General features: G+C 71.9%; 16 protein-coding genes. 10 read left to right on the top strand and 6 right to left on the bottom strand.

What is annotated here, in order from left to right; translation table 11 throughout:
• Positions 1 to 22: 22 nt before the first annotated feature.
• Both M1R94_RS09125 and M1R94_RS09130 read right to left on the bottom strand, forming a co-directional pair.
• Positions 23 to 1,174 carry a DUF6544 family protein gene (locus tag M1R94_RS09125; protein ID WP_249381377.1) on the bottom strand — a complete coding sequence of 384 codons (1,152 nt, stop codon included), beginning with the start codon at positions 1,172 to 1,174 and terminating at the stop codon, positions 23 to 25.
• A 50-nt stretch (positions 1,175 to 1,224) separates the two neighbouring features.
• A complete protein-coding gene (locus tag M1R94_RS09130; protein ID WP_249381378.1) occupies positions 1,225 to 1,683 on the bottom strand; it encodes a MarR family winged helix-turn-helix transcriptional regulator in 459 nt (152 codons plus the stop codon).
• A gap of 272 nt (positions 1,684 to 1,955) precedes the next feature.
• Between M1R94_RS09130 and M1R94_RS09135 the strand changes: the two genes are divergently transcribed.
• The 3 genes from M1R94_RS09135 to M1R94_RS09145 are packed head-to-tail and all read left to right on the top strand — an operon-like array spanning position 1,956 to position 7,976.
• Positions 1,956 to 5,831 carry a Pls/PosA family non-ribosomal peptide synthetase gene (locus M1R94_RS09135; protein WP_283253186.1) on the top strand — a complete coding sequence of 1,292 codons (3,876 nt, stop codon included), beginning with the start codon at positions 1,956 to 1,958 and terminating at the stop codon, positions 5,829 to 5,831.
• A complete protein-coding gene (locus M1R94_RS20710; protein ID WP_249381380.1) occupies positions 5,828 to 7,177 on the top strand; it encodes a M1 family metallopeptidase in 1,350 nt (449 codons plus the stop codon). The genes M1R94_RS09135 and M1R94_RS20710 overlap by 4 nt, the downstream gene beginning before the upstream one ends.
• A 49-nt stretch (positions 7,178 to 7,226) precedes the next feature.
• Positions 7,227 to 7,976 carry a ParA family protein gene (locus M1R94_RS09145; protein WP_249381381.1) on the top strand — a complete coding sequence of 250 codons (750 nt, stop codon included), beginning with the start codon at positions 7,227 to 7,229 and terminating at the stop codon, positions 7,974 to 7,976.
• On the opposite strand, the gene M1R94_RS20715 is transcribed toward M1R94_RS09145, so the two are convergent.
• The 3 genes from M1R94_RS20715 to M1R94_RS09160 form a co-directional block, all read right to left on the bottom strand.
• Positions 7,959 to 8,735, bottom strand: a complete 777-nt coding sequence (locus M1R94_RS20715) for a 4'-phosphopantetheinyl transferase family protein (protein ID WP_249381382.1) — start codon at positions 8,733 to 8,735, stop codon at positions 7,959 to 7,961. The genes M1R94_RS09145 and M1R94_RS20715 overlap by 18 nt on opposite strands.
• 81 nt (positions 8,736 to 8,816) lie before the next feature.
• Positions 8,817 to 9,083 carry a hypothetical protein gene (locus tag M1R94_RS09155; protein ID WP_249381383.1) on the bottom strand — a complete coding sequence of 89 codons (267 nt, stop codon included), beginning with the start codon at positions 9,081 to 9,083 and terminating at the stop codon, positions 8,817 to 8,819.
• Between the two features lie 97 nt (positions 9,084 to 9,180).
• Complete coding sequence (locus M1R94_RS09160) at positions 9,181 to 9,780, bottom strand: hypothetical protein (protein ID WP_249381384.1); 600 nt, start codon at positions 9,778 to 9,780, stop codon at positions 9,181 to 9,183.
• Between the two features lie 132 nt (positions 9,781 to 9,912).
• Between M1R94_RS09160 and M1R94_RS09165 the strand changes: the two genes are divergently transcribed.
• A complete protein-coding gene (locus tag M1R94_RS09165) occupies positions 9,913 to 10,392 on the top strand; it encodes a DinB family protein (protein WP_249381385.1) in 480 nt (159 codons plus the stop codon).
• On the opposite strand, the gene M1R94_RS09170 is transcribed toward M1R94_RS09165, so the two are convergent.
• Positions 10,373 to 11,185, bottom strand: coding sequence for a DeoR/GlpR family DNA-binding transcription regulator (locus M1R94_RS09170; protein WP_249381386.1), 813 nt, complete (start codon positions 11,183 to 11,185; stop codon positions 10,373 to 10,375). The genes M1R94_RS09165 and M1R94_RS09170 overlap by 20 nt on opposite strands.
• A 201-nt stretch (positions 11,186 to 11,386) precedes the next feature.
• Here M1R94_RS09170 and M1R94_RS09175 point away from each other — a divergent pair, with 201 nt between their 5' ends.
• From M1R94_RS09175 to M1R94_RS09200, 6 genes are all read left to right on the top strand, one after another.
• Positions 11,387 to 12,682 (top strand): ABC transporter substrate-binding protein, encoded by a 1,296-nt coding sequence (locus M1R94_RS09175; RefSeq protein WP_249381387.1) that lies wholly within the window; start codon positions 11,387 to 11,389, stop codon positions 12,680 to 12,682.
• Between the two features lie 77 nt (positions 12,683 to 12,759).
• Positions 12,760 to 13,725, top strand: coding sequence for a carbohydrate ABC transporter permease (locus M1R94_RS09180; RefSeq protein ID WP_249381388.1), 966 nt, complete (start codon positions 12,760 to 12,762; stop codon positions 13,723 to 13,725).
• A gap of 1 nt (position 13,726) precedes the next feature.
• Complete coding sequence (locus tag M1R94_RS09185) at positions 13,727 to 14,611, top strand: carbohydrate ABC transporter permease (RefSeq protein WP_249381389.1); 885 nt, start codon at positions 13,727 to 13,729, stop codon at positions 14,609 to 14,611.
• A gap of 52 nt (positions 14,612 to 14,663) precedes the next feature.
• Entirely contained in the window at positions 14,664 to 15,524 is an 861-nt protein-coding gene (locus M1R94_RS09190) for a ketose-bisphosphate aldolase (protein ID WP_249381390.1), read from the top strand.
• Positions 15,525 to 15,567: 43 nt separating this feature from the next.
• The gene (locus M1R94_RS09195; RefSeq protein ID WP_249381391.1) at positions 15,568 to 16,749 is read left to right on the top strand and encodes an ADP-dependent glucokinase/phosphofructokinase; all 1,182 of its coding nucleotides are present in this window, start codon (positions 15,568 to 15,570) and stop codon (positions 16,747 to 16,749) included.
• Complete coding sequence (locus M1R94_RS09200; RefSeq protein ID WP_249381392.1) at positions 16,746 to 17,765, top strand: class I mannose-6-phosphate isomerase; 1,020 nt, start codon at positions 16,746 to 16,748, stop codon at positions 17,763 to 17,765. The genes M1R94_RS09195 and M1R94_RS09200 overlap by 4 nt, the downstream gene beginning before the upstream one ends.
• Positions 17,766 to 17,818 lie beyond the last annotated feature (53 nt).

Below are 17,818 nucleotides of genomic sequence, written 5' to 3' on the forward strand. Positions count from 1 at the left end.
CGGGCCCGTCGAGGGAAGTCCGTCACGCGCGACGTGCCGTGGTCCTGCCCGAGGTGGGCTCCGGACGATCCGTGACGATGTCGGTGAGCTCCATCTCGGCGTAGACGAACGTTCCCTCGGGCTCCGGGGCGTGCCACAGCGCGCGTGCCGAGCCGGCCAGGCGACGGCCGTCGGACTGCGCGAACCCGCCCACCGGCGTGGACCAGCGCATCGGCGTGAAGGACCGTCCGTCGGGGGAGGCGCGCAGACGGTCGTCGGACACGAAGTCCCGCAGGTCGCCCTCGGCATCGACGACGAGCACCGCGCTGACCTCCTGCCCGCCGGTGCGGTAGGTGCCTCGCACGCGCCGGTCGTCGAGCTCCTCCCACGTCACGGGGGCGTCGACGAGCGCGGCGGGCGCGAGAAGGCACAGGTCGTTGAACAGGGTGACGGTCTCGCCGCGGTCCATCTCCGCGCCGGCGCCCCGGACCACCGGGATCACCGAGAGCAGACGCGCCTGCATGGTGGCCGTGCCGTCGGTGAGCACGTGCAGCACGTCGATCGGGAGCCCGGCACGGGTCGCGTCGAGCAGGAAGTGGCGCGTGGGTCGCTCGCCGTAGGTGTTCACCTGCTCCCCGGTGAAGGTCATCCACGGCTCGTCGGGTCCGCCGCGGATCCGACCACGCAGCCTCACGCGCACGCGGCTGACGCGCGGCCTGCCCACCGCGCCGGTGCGGCGGACGTACCGGGCGACCACCGGGGGCAGCCTGTCGACGTCGGCGTCGCTGACCGGGCTGGACGGGGTCGGTTCGTCGCGGGACGCCGCGACCCCGGTGCGGTACCGGCCGCGCAGCGACCGTGGGCTCGCGCACCACCACCCGTGCAGGACGGCGAGCAGGAGCGCGGCGTCGGGGAGCAGCGCTGGTGCCGGGGCGGGCCAGTGGGTGGCGACCAGAGCGAGTGAGCCTGCCGCCGCCACGGCACCGAGCTGCCACCAGCGGGGCCGGCCGGCCAGCAGGGCCGTCCCCGCTGCGACGGTGATGGCAGCGACGGCGAGCCAGGCCCATCCGCCGACCGTCGTGACCTCGAGCTCGCTCGTGGAGGTCCACCCCAGGCCGGCGGCGGCGCCCAGCAGGTGCACACCTCCGTGCGCCACGACGAGCGCTCCGAGGACGACCCGGACGGTGCGGCGCACGGGACCCCTCGTCCCGGGCGTCGGCCTCCTCGGCACGGATGCTGAGCCGCTCATCGGGCTGCGCTCCGATTCAGAGTTCCGAGACAGCGGTCGATCAGCTGCTCGAAGGTCGCGAGCTCGGCGTCCTCGAGGGTCGCGAACACGCCGGCGACGACCTCCTGCTGGTGACGGGCGGCCTCGGGCGCGTCGAACGTCCCGGAGACCAGCGGCGTGACGGCGAGCCTGGTCGCACGGCGGTCGCGGGGGTCCGTCTCGAGCTCGACCAGACCACGTGCGGCGAGCTGGAGCGCGATCTGCTTGACGTTCTGACGTGAGGTGCCGTAGGCCGCGGCGGTCTCGGAGAGCGTGGGCCGTTCCCCGGGGAACCCGCGCACCAGCACGGCGAGCAGCAGCCACTGCCGGGCGGTCACGCCGTAGCGTTCGAGCGCGTCGTCGGCGTAGCGGTTCAGGTGCTGCCCGAGCACGAACAGCGCACCGAACAGCCGGGCCTCGACGGGGGAGCGATCCATCTAAGTAATGTATTACGCAGTTCTGTCGTGGAGCGGGATCTTGGTCCCTGCTGCACGGTGGGACGCCCGGGCGTCGGGCGTCGCCTGATGTTCACCCGGGTGTGCGACCATCCGGCGACCACCGCCCGGCAGGGGTGGACCGCAAGCACCCGACGGCCCGGAGTCGAGGGAGCGCACCCGAAGCAGGAGCACCGCCGACCGTGATCAACCAGGACGTCACCGTGCAGGGGGCCCTGCGCGCCGGTCATCGCGCCCCCGCCCCCCGCACCCTGATGGACGTGTTCACCGCGACCGTGGAGCGCCACCCCGATGCCGTCGCGATCGACGACGGTGACGAGGTGCTCACCTACACGGCGCTCGCCGAGGCCGTCGGGCTGCGTGCCGCTCAGCTGTCGGCCGCAGGGGTGGGACGCGGGGACTGGGTCGGCGTGCGCGCGACCTCGGGCACCGTAGGGCTGTACCTGTCGATCCTGGCGGTGCTGCGCGTCGGTGGTGCCTACGTACCCGTCGACGCGGACGACCCCGACGAGCGGGCCCGTCGGGTGTTCGCCGAGGCCGACGTCGCCGCGGTGATGGGCGACGGGCTCGAGGTCCTCGGGCCGGACGGGCGCCCCGGCTCCGGCCGGCCCGCCACCGCTCCCTCTCTCGGTGCGCCCCGGCCGAGCGGGCCCGGTCCGGACGACGACGCCTGGGTCATCTTCACCTCGGGCTCGACCGGGACGCCCAAGGGCGTCGCTGTCACGCACCGCAGCGCGGCCGCGCTGGTCGACGCCGAGGCACGGCTGTTCCTGCAGGGTTCGCCGATCGGCCCCGGCGACCGGGTGCTCGCGGGGCTGTCGGTGGCCTTCGACGCCTCGTGCGAGGAGATGTGGCTGGCGTGGCGGCACGGTGCGGCCCTCGTCCCGGCCCCGCGTGCGCTGGTCCGGGCCGGCAGCGAGCTCGGCCCCTGGCTCGTCGAGCGCGAGATCACCGTGGTGTCGACCGTCCCCACGCTGGCGGGCATGTGGCCCGTGGACGCCCTGGACGGCGTGCGGCTGCTCATCTTCGGTGGCGAGGCGGTCCCGCCCGAGCTCGCGGTCCGGCTGCACGCGCCGGGACGGGAGGTCTGGAACACCTACGGGCCGACCGAGGCGACCGTGGTGACCTGTGCCGCCCTCCTCGAGCCCGACGAGCCCGTGCGGATCGGGCTGCCCCTGGACGGCTGGGACCTGGCGGTCGTGGACGCCGAGGGGCAGGAGGTCCCCGAGGGCGGGTCGGGAGAGCTGATCATCGGGGGAGTCGGCCTGGCCCGCTATCTCGACACCGCGCTCGACGCCGTGAAGTTCGGCCCGTCGGCCACGCTCGGCTGGGACCGCGCGTACCGCACCGGCGACCTGGTCGAGAGCCACCCCGAGGGACTGGTCTTCCTGGGCCGGGCCGACGACCAGGTCAAGGTCAACGGCCACCGGATCGAGCTCGGCGAGGTCGAGACGGCACTGCAGTCGCTGCCCGGCGTGGCCGCCGCTGCCGCCGCCGTGCGGCACTCACCGACCGGGGCGGGACTCCTGGTCGGCTACGTCGTTCCCGACGGCTCGACCACCCTCGACCGGGCCGACCTGCTGGGCCGCCTGCGCGACGAGCTCCCGGCGACCATGGTCCCGGTGCTCGCGGTCGTCGAGGGCATCCCGACCCGCACCTCGGGGAAGATCGACCGCGACGCCCTGCCGTGGCCGATCGACGGGCTCGGGGACCCGGGCGCGGGCTCGACCCTGCACGGCACGCAGGCCTGGGTGGGCGAGCAGTGGGCTGCGGTCATCGGCGTGCACCCCACCGACGCCGCCGACGACTTCTTCGCCCGCGGTGGGAGCTCGCTGACCGCGGCGCAGCTGGTCTCGGCACTACGGGTCCGGTACCCCCAGGTCACGGTCGCCGAGGTCTACGACCACCCGACCGTCGGCGACCTCGCAGCGCACCTGGGAGCGCGCTGGCCGCAGGCCACCCAGGACCCGGCCCCCGAGGGACCCGCCCGGCTGGTCCGCCCCGTGCCTGTCGGCAGCCAGGTCGCCCAGCTGCTGGCCCTCGTCCCGTTGCGCACGCTCGTCGGCCTGCGCTGGCTGACTGCGCTCGCGGCGGTCAACGCCCTGCTCGACGGCGTGTGGGGGGTGCCCTGGGCGGTGCCTGTCCCGTGGTGGTGGGCGCTCGCCGGGTGGGTGGTCACGGTGAGCCCCCTGGGGCGGATGGGGGTCACCGCGCTGGGTGCGCGGCTGCTGCTGCTGGGGGTGACCCCGGGCTCGTACCCCCGTGGTGGTGGGGCGCACCTGCGGCTCTGGGCCGCCGAGCAGCTCGCGGCGGGCTTCGGGGCGATCACCCCGGCCAGTGCACCGTGGGTCGGTCTGTACGCGCGTGCGCTGGGCGTACGGATGGGGCCCGGTGTCGACCTGCACTCGCTGCCGCCGGTCACCGGGATGCTCACGCTGGGCCGCGAGTGCGCGGTCGAGCCCGAGGTCGAGCTGTGCGGGTACTGGGTGGACGGGGACGTCGTCCACCTCGGGCACATCACCGTCGGCGCGCGCGCCACCGTGGGTGCCCGGAGCGTGCTGTACCCCGGGGCGCACGTGGGCCAAGGCACAGACGTCGCGGCGGGATCGGCCGTGCACGGCGCGACGGGAGAGGCGGAGTACTGGACCGGGTCGCCGGCGACCAAGGCCCACGAGGCCCGTCACCCGTGGCCGTCCGACCGTCCGTCGACCTCCGCGAGGTCGGCGGTCTGGGTCGTGGGCTACGCGTCGGTCGGCACGGTGGTCGCCGGCCTGCCGGTGGTCGCCGTGGGCGCCGCGCTGCTGGTCGTGGGAGCGGCCGTGCGGGAGACGGCGACGCTCACCCAGGCGGTCGGCGCCGCTCTGCTCGTCGCCCCCGCGGCGACCCTGGGCGCCTACGCGCTGTACGCCGTGCTGGTCGTCGGCAGCGTCCGCCTGCTGGGGCGCGGGCTCGAGCCGGGCTACCACCCGGTGCGCTCGCGCGCGGGCCTCCAGGCGTGGTCGGTCCAGCGACTCATGGACGCCGCACGCACGAGCCTGTTCCCGGTCTACTCCTCGGTGGCGACCTCGTCGTGGCTGCGCCTGCTCGGAGCCGAGGTGGGCCGCGGCACGGAGATCTCGACGGTGATCGGCCTGCCGAGCATGATGCGGCTCAAGGACGGCGCCTTCCTCGCGGACGACACCATGGTCGCCCCCTACGAGCTGGGCGGCGGCTGGGTCCGGGTGGCCTCGGCCAAGGTGGGCCGGCGAGCCTTCGTCGGCAACTCCGGCATGACCGCTCCGGGCCGCACGGTGCCCAAGAACGGTCTGGTCGCCGTCCTCTCGGCCACACCGCGGCGCACCAGCGCGGGCTCGAGCTACATCGGCAGCCCCCCGGTCCGGCTGCCCCGTGCCGCGGTGCTCGATGACCCGGGCCGCACCTACGACCCGCCGCGGCGGCTGCGCGTGGCCCGCGGGCTGGTCGAGGTGTGCCGCGTGGTCCCGGCACTCGTCGTCGGTCTGCTCGCGCTCGCGACGCTGCTCACGCTGCAGGCCGTCGTCGTCGCCGGCGGGTGGGGCCTGGGAGCGGCCTTCGGGGGCGTGGTGCTCCTGGGCACAGGTGTGGTCGCGGCCGGGGTCACGGTGGCCGCGAAGTGGGCGCTCGTGGGGCGGTTCCGGGTGGGAGATCACCCGCTGTGGAGCCCCGCGGTGTGGCGTGGTGAGCTGGCTGACACCTTCACCGAGATGGTCGCCGCCCGGTTCTTCGCCGACGTCGTGAGCGGTACTGTCGCGCTGGTGTGGTGGCTTCGGGCGATGGGTGCGCGGATCGGCCGTGGCGTGTGGTGCCAGACGTACTGGCTCCCCGAGGCGGACCTGGTCCGGCTCGGCGACGGCGCGAGCGTCGGACCAGGGTGCGTGGTGCAGACCCACCTCTTCCACGACCGCGTGATGAGCCTGGACACGGTGACGCTCGACGACGGTGCGACCCTCGGGCCGCACGGCGTGATCCTGCCGGCCGCGAGCCTGGGCGCTGGTGCCAGCGTGGGACCGGCGTCGCTGGTCCTGCGCGGTGAGCGCGTCCCGGCGGGCTCACGGTGGGTCGGCAACCCGATCGCCCCGTGGCCGGTCGCGCCGGACCCGGTGCCGGTGTGACGGCCAGAGACCACCCGGGTGCGGTGGACCCGTACGCGTCGAAGCACGGCAGCGCCTCGATCGCCGTCGAGCACTACGACCTCGACCTGACCTATCGCGTCCGCACCAACCGCCTCGCGGGGACCGCGACGCTGAGGCTGCTCACCCGGGAGGCCGTCGAGGAGGTCTCGCTCGACCTGGTGGGGCTGAGCGTCGAGAAGGTCGCCCTGGTCGGTGCCCGGCTGGCCCGCTTCACGCACCGTGGTGGTCGCCTGGTGCTCAGGCTCGCCGAGCGCGTCCCGGCGCGGACCGCGCTGACCGTCGTCGTGAGCTACGGGGGTACCCCGACCCCGACCCCGAGCCCCTGGGGGCCCGTCGGGTGGGAGGAGCTCACCGACGGCGTGGTGGTCGCGAGCCAGCCGACCGGCGCTCCGACCTGGTTCCCGTGCAACGACCGGCCCTCGGACAAGGCCACGTACCGGACCTCGCTCACGGTCGACAACCCCTACCGCGTGCTCGCGCACGGGGTGCTCGTCTCGAGGAAGGGTCGCGCGAGCACGACCACCTGGGTGTACGAGGAACGTCACCCCACGTCGACCTACCTGGCGTCGGTGCAGATCGGCCGGTACGAGGAGCACGTGCTCGCCGAGGACCCCGTACCTCAGCTCCTGCTGGTCCCGGGGGAGCTGCGGGCACCGGCCCGCGAGCACCTCGACCAGCACGGCGACCTCATGTCGCTGTTCACGACCTGCTTCGGGCCGTACCCCTTCGAGACCTACACGCTCGTGGTGACCGGTGACGACCTCGAGATCCCGCTCGAGGCCCAGGGCCTGTCCATCTTCGGTGCGAACCACCTCTCCTCGGCGACCGGTGAGGAGCGCCTCGTGGCGCACGAGCTGGCGCACCAGTGGTTCGGGAACTCCGTCTCGGTCGCGTCCTGGCAGCACATCTGGCTGAGCGAGGGCTTCGCGTGCTACGCCGAGTGGGTCTGGTCCGAGGCGTCCGGTGGTGCGAGTGCTGAGGCGATGGCGCGGCTGTGGCACGAGCGGCTGTCCACGCTGCCCCAGGACCTCGTCCTGTCGGACCCCGGCTACCCGAACATCTTCGACGACCGGGTGTACAAGCGTGGGGCGCTGACCGTCCACGCGTTGCGCGGCGCCCTGGGGGACGAGGTGTTCTTCGGGCTGGTCCGCGCCTGGACGGCGCGCCACGCGGACACGAGCGTGACGACCGAGGACTTCCGGGCGCACGCCCGCGAGCACGCCGCCGATGCCGGGGGAGCGGTGCTCGAGCGGTCGGTCGAGAAGCTCCTGGACGCCTGGCTGGTCGACGTCCGCCTGCCACGGCTCTCCGCGGTGCCGGCCTGATGTCCCCGTCGGCCGAGCGAGGGGCGCCCCACGATGCCAGGAGGCACCCATGAAGGTCGTTGCCGTGTACAGCGTGAAGGGCGGGGTCGGGAAGACCTCGGCCGCGGTCAACCTCGCGTGGAGCGCGTCGCAGAAGCACCGCACCCTGCTGTGGGACCTCGACCCGCAGGGCGGTGCGACCTTCCTGCTGGGCGTCAAGCCGAAGCAGAAGGCGAAGGCTGACGTGCACGCCCTGGTCCGCGGGAAGACCGATCTGGCCGACGTCGTGCGGACGACCGACGACAAGCGGCTCGACGTGATCCCTGCCCATGACTCCTACCGGGCGCTCGACGTCGAGCTGGACGGCACCAAGAGGCCTGAGCGACAGCTCGAGCGGATGCTCGCCTCGCTCGGGAAGCGCCACCAGGTGGTGATCCTCGACTGCCCGCCCGGGATGTCACTGCTCTCCGAGGCGATCCTGCGGGCGGCCGACGTCGTCGTCGTCCCTCTGGTCCCCTCACCCCTCGCCATGCGCTCACTGGACCAGGTCTGCGGCATGGTCACGGACCTGAAGAGCCGTCGCCCCACGATCGTGGGGTTCCTGTCGATGGTCGACCGGCGCAAGACGATCCACCGCGACCTGGCCGAGACGTTGCCCCAGGAGTCCAAGCACGTGATCGACGTGGTGGTCCCTGCCTCCACGCTGGTCGAGCGGATGGGTGTCGAGCGGGCACCGATCGCCACCTTCGCCCCCCGCAGCGTGCCCGCCGTCGCCTACGGCGATCTGTGGAAGGGCGTCCGTTCAGCGCTGGCTCTCTGAGAGGTCGGTGAGGACGGCGTCGCCGTCGTGCAGCCGGACCGTGAGCCGGTGCGGTCCTGCTGCCGGGTCGCGGCCGGTGTGCTCGGCCGACCACGGCCCGCCCGGCACCAGGGCGACCGCCCCCGCGAGACCCGGGCCCAGGTCGAGGCCCGCGAGGAGCGCCCAGGTGCCGTCGGGGGCGAGGGCGGTACGTCGCCCGCGTCGGGAGTGGATCTCCAGGTCCGCGGGGCTGGTCCGCAGCCCGGTGCCGGTCGCCTTGAGGGCCGCCTCTGCGCTGACCCAGGACGTGGCGAGGGCCCGCGTGCGAGCGCTCGGGCGTCGGCGAGCGTGTGCGGCCAGCGCGCGGCCGGACAGGGCGACGTCGGCGAGCCGGGCAGCAGAGATGGCGGCGAACGACTCGATGTCGACGCCCACGGCCCCCGCGTCGGTGAGCGCGACGCCGATCCGTGCTCCGGCCCTCGTGATGCTCGTGAACAGGTCGATGTCCGCTGCGAGCGTGACGGGTCCGTGCGGGCCGCCGCACGCCGAGCAGGCGACGTGCAGCTCGACCGCCCGGGCCGAGCAGCCCAGACGCTCCCCGAGGACGCCCCGCAGCAGGGCGCGAGCCTGGACGAACCGGGAGCGCTGCTGATCAGGGAGCGTGGCGGCCCGGGCCTGCTCGGTGGCGTCGAGGTGCGCGAGCCACGGTCCGGTCTCGTCGTCGCGGAGGGCGGCCACCCAGACGTCGACCGTCGACCGCCCCCTGCTCGTCTCACGCACCGTCACATCCTGCTCCCGCCGGACCCGATGAGCGTGGTCCGGCGCCGGGTCGGGGCACGTGGTCCTGGGCGGCGTCGGCGATCAGGCGGGTACCGGGGACGGGTCCGGCGCGGGCCCGACGTACCGCAGTCGTCCGCGACGACCGGGCCGTGCGGGGGCGTGGACCGCGTACCCGAAGCTCGGGAGGTCCTCGCCGTCCAGACCCACGTCGATGACCCCGACGTCGATGCGCTCGCCGCGGTGATGGACGTCGGTCGAGACGAGGATCCGGCGGGCCAGGGGGCCGTCGAGGAAGACGTACTGTGCCGCCCGCCCCGAGGGGGCCCGAGCGTGGCTCCGGTCATTCATGCCCCGACGGTAGGCACCCCGTGTGACGGGCGGAGGACCGCAGGGTGACCCGTGGGCGTCGCGGCGACGAACGTGTCGCGCGTGCCGGGGAGGCACCTCAGTCCGCGGCGCGACGGCGGACCGTGAGCAGCATCCGACGCAGCATCCAGATGTCGGCCAGCTCGAGCAGGACGGCGAACGCCAGCGAGAAGGGGGTCGGCTGGGGACGGGACCTGATCCGGGTGACCAGGCGGGTCGCCCCGTGACCGAGCGGTTCGAGCTGCCAGGCCCACGAGGTGCCCGGGCTGCCCCAGACCATCGAGTTCGGGGCGTGCATCGACTGCACCGTGACGCCCTGGGTGCCGTCGGGGCTCATCGGGACGACGTCACCGACGGTCAGCCCCTGGTGCTCGGGCAGGATGCGGTCGGCGCTCGGCCGGCCCAGGTTGTCCAGCAGGTCGTAGCTGTACCAGCCGGCCCTGCCCACGCCGACCTGCACCAGCCACGGCCACACCGCTGCGGGCGGGGCCTGGATGGTGATCGCCCGGGTCGCGTCGAACACGGGCCGGGCGACCAGCTCGTCGCCCGGCATCGCCGCGGCGACCTCCGCCTGGGTGGCGCCCCAGGTCAGCTGCCACGGCCGCACGACGCGCAGGTACACCGTCGTGACCACCGCGAGGACCCCAGACCCGACCCCGAGCCTGGTGCGACCGGACACGGTGAACCTCCTGCGGCTGCTGCGCCCCGCGGGGCCGACCGGTTCGACCCTAGGCAGGGGCAACGGGTGCGGGCTGGGACCAACGGCGTGCCCCGGCGGTCGACCGCGGCCCACCCCTGGCAGGCTGTCGCCATGATCACCGCACTGCAGCTGCTGCACGTCTGCGACCGGGCGCTCGACGGGATGTCGGGGATCCTCGAGGAGCTGGGCGACGACCTCGCCAACCGTGCCCCCGACCTGCCGGGCGCCAACACGCCGTACGCGATCCTCACCCACTGCCTGGGCGTGATCGACGCGTGGGCGGGTCATCGCGTGGCGGGTCGTGCCCTCGACCGTGACCGGGAGGCGGAGTTCCGGGCGGCGGGCCCCGTCGCCCCGCTCCTCGTGCGCGTCGCGACCGTGCGTCGCCGTCTGCACCAGGACGCGCTCGCGGCCGACGGCGCGGCACCGTTGCGCGCGACGACGGGTCACGGCCTGGAGGACGGGATCCGCACCCAGGGGGCCGCGTTGCTCCACGTGCTCGAGGAGCTCGCCCAGCACCACGGTCAGATGGAGCTCACGCGCGACTGGCTGCGTTCGTCCCGGTCCCCGCTCACGCCTCGGGACGGATGATCTCCACGTCTGCGGCGCGCAGCGCCTCGGCGAGCTCATCGGGCGGCGGGGAGTCGGTCACGAGGTAGTCCGCGTGCCCTAGCTCGGCGATCTGCGCGAACAGCCGGCGACCGAACTTGGTGGAGTCCGCGAGCACGGCCACGCGCGAGGACCGGTCCATCATCTCGCGGATCATCGTCGCCTCGCCGAGGTTGCTCGTGGAGTAGCCGGCGTCGGTGTTCACGGCGCCGACACCGATGAGCGCCAGGTCGCACCGGATCTCGCGATCGGCGCCGCTCTGCGAGGGGAAGGCGACCGCGCCGACCGTTCCCTGCGCACTGACCCGGACGAGCCCGCCGAAGACGTACAGGTCGCGGAACGCCAGCGGGTGCAGCTCGGTCGGCAGGCGCAAGGAGTTCGTCGCGATCGTGAGGTCGCGGTGCTCGGAGAGATGGCGGGCCGCGGCGAGCGTCGTGGTGCCCGCATTGATCATCAGGGTCGCTCCGTCGCGCACGAGCCCCGCGGCGAGCGCACCGATCTGGTCCTTCGCGCTGGTCTGCAGGCGGAGCCTGACGTCCATGCCGGTGTCCGGCCGGGGAACCGCCTGGGAGCTGATCGCGCCGCCGTGGGTGCGGATGAGGACGCCCTCGGCGTCGAGCTGGTCGAGATCACGGCGGATGGTGTCCGCTGACACGTCGAACCTCTCGGCCAGGTTCGCGACCGTCACCTGCCCGGTCTCGGCGATGTACGCCGCGAGCTCGGCCTTGCGGCCCGCGGGCAGGCGTCGCGAGGAGCCGTCGGTCGTGGTGGACATGGTGGCAGTCAAGCACACGCCTGCGGGTTTGTGCGAGAACCTGCGGTCGGTGAGGTCTGGCGCATCCCGCTGCCGGCGGTTCCTGCCGGGCTGGCAGCGAGTTGCTGGTTGACATGCCCCTTAGGCGAGGTTTAGGTTGCAAAAACACGCAAGAGGGCGCATCGGAGCGCACGAAGCGGCAGAATTAGTAGAGGGAGAGTCATGAGCAAGGGCGCTTACATGGGACGCTTCATCGCCGTCGCCGGTGCCGCAGCACTCGTACTCACGGGTTGCGCGGGTGGTGCGCAGGAGACGGGCAGCACGACGGACGGTGGCACGACGACCGAGGGCGAGGTCACGCTCGAGTTCTCGCAGTGGTGGGAGCCCGAGCTGCCCGCGGGTGCCTTCCGCGCACTGATGGACCAGTTCGAGGCCGAGAACCCCGGGATCACGGTCGAGCTCCTGTCCGGTCCGTACGCCTCGACCAAGGAGCAGGTGGTAGCGGGCGCCGCAGCCGGCACCATGTCGGACGTCGTCGGGCTCGACGGCGCCTGGGTCAGCGACTTCGCGCAGCAGGGGGCGATCGCGGATCTCACGGCGGTCATGGCGGACGTCGGCTACGACGACTCCGAGCTTGCCAGCCAGGTGCAGGTCGACGGAGCGACGTACATGATCCCGGTCGTGAACTTCGTCTACCCGATGTTCACCAACGACGCCCTGCTCGACGCGGCAGGGGTCGCGGCCCCGCCGACCACGCGGTCGGAGTTCGCCGACGCCGCGGCCGCGATCACCGAGGGCGACGCCTACGGCTGGATCCTCCCGCTCTCGCTCGAGGCACCCAACGGCATCCAGAACGACGTCATGTCGTGGGTGTGGGCCTCCGGGGGCTCCATGCTGGACGGCGGCCAGCCCGCTCTCGTGGACAACGCCGACGTCAGCAGCGCCACCGAGTTCATCCAAGGGCTCTGGGACGACGGCGTCATCGCCCCCGGGGCGTTCACGATGAAGGAGCAGGACAAGGTCGAGGAGTTCACCAACGGCCGGGTCGGCATGATGATCGACTCGCTCGCCCACGTGAACCTCATCCGCGAGTCGAACCCCGACCTGGAGTTCAGCATCTCGGCGATCCCCGCCGACGACGGGTACGACGGTGAGCGCGGGATCCCCTACGCCTCGTGGGGCATCGGCGTGGCCGAGAACTCCGAGCACAAGGCCGAGGCGTTCAAGCTCGTCGAGTTCCTCATGAGCGAGTCCGTCAACAGCGAGCTGTCGTCGATCGCCAACGCCTTCCCCGGCAACGTCGGCTCGGTGCCCGACTTCGTCGAGCAGGACGAGGTGTTCGGCACCGCTTTCGAGATCTACCAGTCCGGCTTCCCGGCCAACGAGTTCACCGGCCTTCCGGTGGCCGAGCAGCTGATGCGCGACTTCGGCGAGGAGTTCCAGCGGTCCCTCGACGGCCAGCAGTCGATGCAGGACGCGCTCGCGGCCGCGCAGGCCAAGTGGGAACGGGAGTTCTAGGCCCCTAGCCCTGAACCCCCTGGGGTGGCGCCGGGTACGGAACCCGGCGCCACCCGCCCTCGAAGAGAGAGCCAGCAATGTCCCAGACCACTCGTCCGCCGCGGGACGCACTCGCGGTGCGACCGCCTGCACCCGCCCGTGATGTCGGTGCCCGAGCGCGCAGCATCTCGCGGCTCAAGCGCCGGCTGACGCCCTACGGCTTCCTCACCCCCACCGGCGTGCTGCTCGTGATCCTGATGATCACGCCGATCGTCATGGTGGTCACCTACTCGCTGCTCGACGGCGTGATCACCAACCAGAACCCGGCGTTCGTGGGCTTCGACAACTACGTCGAGGTCCTCACCAACCCGGTGTTCTTCACCGCGGTGCGCAACACCCTGGTCTTCACCATCTCCTCGGTGGTCGTGCACTTCGCGATCGGCCTCGGGTTCGCGCTGATGTTGAACTCGCCGCTGCTGGGCAACCGCACCAAAGGCCTGTTCCGGGTGCTGTACATCCTGCCGTGGCTGTTCACCGTGGCGATCGTCGCGGTGCTGTGGCGGCTCCTGCTCAACCCCAACGGTGTCGTCAACTACCTTCTCGGTGCCTTCGGTGTCACCGACGGTCAGACGGAGTGGCTCGCCAGCACCTCGACCGCGCTCGCCGCGGTGACGTTCATCAACATCTGGTCCGGCTACCCGTTCTTCATGATCTCGCTGCTCGCGGGGCTCCAAGGGATCCCGCGGGAGCTGTACGAGGCGGCGCGCGTAGACGGCGCCGGGGCCTGGTCGCAGTTCCTCCACGTCACGATCCCGCAGCTGCGCCCGATCATCATCTCGATGGCGCTCCTGGACTTCATCTGGACGACGCAGCAGTTCGCGCTCATCTGGATGACGACGGGAGGCGGGCCGATCACCTCGACCGAGATGCTGTCGACCTTCACCTACAAGCTCGCGTTCACCCGCTACGACTTCTCGCTCGCCTCGGCCTCGGCCGTACTGGTGCTCCTGATGTCGATGGTGCTCGCGTTCTTCTACGTCCGGCACCAGAAGTCGAGGGACTGACATGACCGTTCTGGCTACGCCTGCCGCCGTCTCGGGGCGTCCTGCCCAGCGCACGCCGCCCAAGCACACCGGGAAGAAGGTCGCGCTGGTCGCCGCGCTCGTCCTGGGCGCGTGCTTCTCGGCCCTGCCCGTGCTGTGGATGCTCTCGAGCTCCTTCAAGCGCAACTCGGAGATCTTCGAGTTCCCGCCTCGGCTGATCACGCCCGGGTTCTCGTTCGACGCGTACACGACGATCCTCACCGACCCCGTGAAGCTGCGGTTCTTCCTCAACAGCTATGTCGTGGCGCTCTCGGTGACCGTCCTGTCGCTGGTGGTCGCGGTGCTTGCCGCGTACGCGTTCAGCAGGTACGAGTTCTGGGGCAAGAAGACGATCAACATCGTGGTCGTCACCGTCCAGGCGGTGCCACCGATCACGCTGCTGATCCCGTACTTCGGGCTGATGGTCACCCTGCGGCTCTACAACACCTACCAGGGACTGATCCTCACCTACATGGTATTCACATTGCCTTACGCGATCATCATGATGACGGGCTACTTCAACACCCTTCCCCGCGAGCTCGACGAGGCGGTCAAGGTGGATGGCGCCGGTCCGATGACCGCGCTATGGCGGATCCTCATCCCCATCTCGGTGCCCGGCCTCGTCTCGGTCGGTGTCTACACGTTCATGATCGCGTGGAACGAGTTCCTCTTCGCGCTCACCCTCACTCGCACGGAAGACATGCGCACGGTGCCCATCGGCATCCAGCTGCTCATGGGCCAGCACTCGTACGAATGGAACGAGATGATGGCGATGAGCATTCTCGGATGCATTCCCGTGCTCCTTCTGTTCCTCTTCTTCCAACGCTATTTCATCGGGGGGATGACCGCTGGCGCCGTGAAGCTCTGAGAACACCGAGACCATTCCTGAGAACTGACAGAAGGAAGACCTGACCATGTTGATGAACGGTAAGGACCTGCTCGCGGTCGCGAACGAGAACTACTTCGCTATCCCCGCGTTCAACATCAGCGACTACGCGATGGGCAAGGGCATCTTCGAGATCAGCGAGAAGCTGCGTGCGCCCCTCATGATCGCCATCCACCCGGACGAGGTGGCCCACCTGGGCCGCGACGTCTTGCCCGCGATCATCCAGCGCGCCCACCGCTCCTCGGTGCCGGTCGCGATCCACTGGGACCACGGCGGCACCTACGAGCAGGTCCTGGAGGCGATCCAGTACGGCTTCACCTCCGCGATGATCGACGCGTCGATGCTGCCCTTCGAGCAGAACGTGGCGATCACCGCGCGGGTCGCCGAGACCGGGCGAGCGGTGGGGGTGTCCGTCGAGGGCGAGCTCGGGACCATCGGCAAGCTCGACGAGCAGGCCGAGGAGGGGGTGGCCGTCTCGGAGATCGCGTTCACCGACCCTCAGCAGGCCGTCGAGTACGTGACACGCACCGGGATCGACAGCCTCGCCGTCGCGATCGGCACCGCGCACGGCCTGTACCCCAAGCACATGAAGCCCGAGCTGAAGCTCGACCTGCTCCGGGACATCAAGGCGCTCCTGCCGATCCCCCTGGTGCTGCACGGCGGTTCGGGCAACCCGGACGACGAGATCGGTCAGTCGGTCAAGCTCGGGATCAACAAGATCAACATCTCGAGCGACATCAAGGTCGCCTACCACGACAAGATGCGGGAGGTCCTTGCCGACACCACCCTGCGCGAGCCGCTGCTCATCCAGCCCCCGGCCATCGCGGCGATGCAGGAGGTCGCGGCGCACAAGATCCATCTCTTCGACGCCGCCGGCAAGGCCGACCTGTACTGACGCGGTCAGATCCGTCGAGATCCACGAGAGGGGCAGCGCGCCGATGAGGTTCGTGCTGGGCATGGGAGGGACGGTCGACTACGAGATCCGGTGGGACCCGTCGGTGCTCGAGCGGCTCGCCGTCGAGCACGGGGTGGGGCCCGAGGACCTCGACCTGACGACCCCGGTCGGCTCGGTGCGCGACCTCGTGCGCAGCCTGCTGGCCTTCGTCCGCGACGGTGTCGGGGGAGAGCGGTTCGTCGCCTCCTCCGACATCGTCGAGGAGATGGCAGCCCGCTTCGACAAGGCGGTGACCCTCGGTGGTACCTGCGTGCGTGCGGCGATCGCGATGGACGTGCTCGGGGTGCCCAGCACGGTGCACCTCGTCTCGATCGACGAGAACGTCCGCCGGCTGCTCCCTAGGAGGGTCGACCACATCTCGAGCGCCACGCAGGACTCGCTCGACCCGCACCTGATCGTGCAGTACCCGGCCGGCGCCACGGTGCGGCTGGGCGAGGTCGAGCTCGTCGCCCCCCGGCCCAACCGGATCATCTACGCCAACGACCCACCGCACCGTGAGCTGCGGATCGCCGACGACCTGCCTGGGGCGCTGCACCGCGCTGACGTGTTCCTGCTGTCCTCGTTCAACGTGATCCAGGACCCGGCGACGCTCGACGACCGCCTCGCGCGGGTGCGGCAGGCCATGCTCGCGCTGCGGGCCGGCGCCCTGGTCATGTTCGAGGACGCAGGCTTCCACGTGCCTGCGCTCAGCGTGCGGGTGCGCGACGAGATGGCCGGCGTGGTCGACGTCTACAGCCTCAACGAGGACGAGATGCAGGCCTACCTCGGCCACCGGGTCGACCTGCTCGACCCGCTCGAGGTGGCCCGGGCCGTCGGGGAGCTGCGCACGCTGGTGCCCGCACCCACGCTCGTGGTGCACACCCAGCACTGGGCGTTGGCGGTCGGGGAGCGCGGCGCGACCCTCGGGCCTGCGCTGCGCGGGGGCATCGTCATGGCGAGCACCCGCTACCGCTTGGGTGACGGGTTCACCGCTGACGACTACGCGTCGACCGCGGCCCTGCCCCCCGGGGGCCGCGCGGCACGGGTCTGCGCCGAGGTGGCGCGCCTGCTCGGTGCGGGGGCGACGGTCGTGCCGGCGCTCGACCTGAGCGCCGTGCCCACGCCGACGACGATCGGGTTGGGCGACACCTTCGTCGGCGGCTTCCTGGCGGCGCTGGACGCATGAGGCCGGTCCTGCTGCCCGCCAACAGTCCCGCTGACCGGTTCTACGCCGGCGGTCGGCAGATCACCCAGTTCCGCGGTGCGGGTCGGCTGGCGAGCGATGAGCCAGGGGCGAGCCATGAGCCTGAGGACTGGGTGGCGTCGACGACCGCGGTCCACGGCCACTCGCCCACCGGGCTCACGGTGTTGCCCGATGGTCGACTCCTGCGCGACGCGATCATGGAGGACCCCGTCGCGTGGCTCGGGGCCGAGCACCTCGCTGCTCTCGGCCCCGACCCTGCGCTGCTGGTCAAGCTCCTCGACGCGGGTCAACGCCTGCCCGTGCACGCCCACCCTGACGTCCCCTTCGCCGTCGAGCACCTGGGTCTCGGCCACGGCAAGACCGAGGCATGGGTGGTGCTCGAGCCGTCCAGGGTCCACCTGGGGTTCGCACGTGACGTCGGCCTCGACGAGCTCGCCGGGTGGGTACGCACGCAGGACACCGACGCGATGCTCGACGCGATGCACGTGCTCGACCTCGCCGCCGGGGACGCCGTGCTCGTCCCGGCCGGTCTCCCGCACGCACTCGGGGAGGGCTCGTTCGTCGTCGAGCTGCAGGAGCCGACGGACCTGTCGATCCTTCTCGAGTGGTCCGGGTTCGGGATCGACGGCGCCACGGAGGGTCACCTCGGCCTCGGGTTCGACATCGCGCTCGGAGCCGTCGACCGTCGCGGCTGGGCCGCCGAGGAGGTTGCTCACCTCCGCGGCGGGACGGCGGGGGACCACGGTGACCTCCTGCCGGACGCCGCTGCGTTCTTCCGGGTCGAGCGGTGGACCGGCACCCGGACGGGAGGCGGCGGGTTCGCGGTGCTCGTGGTCGTCGCCGGACGAGGGCGGATCGTCACCGCAGGGACCTCGCACCCCGTGCGCCGTGGGGACACCGTCGTCCTGCCCGCGGCTGCCGGCCCGGTGACCGCCGAGGGCGAGGACCTGCAGGTGCTCGTGTGCCGCCCACCCTCGGCCCGGACGCCTCGGGTGTGACCGCGAGGCCGACGGGGCTGGTGGCCGGCCGGTCCCGGGAGCACGATGGATCC

Origin of the sequence: Actinotalea alkalitolerans, from assembly GCF_023369855.1 — a bacterium.
Lineage (GTDB): Bacteria > Actinomycetota > Actinomycetes > Actinomycetales > Cellulomonadaceae > Actinotalea.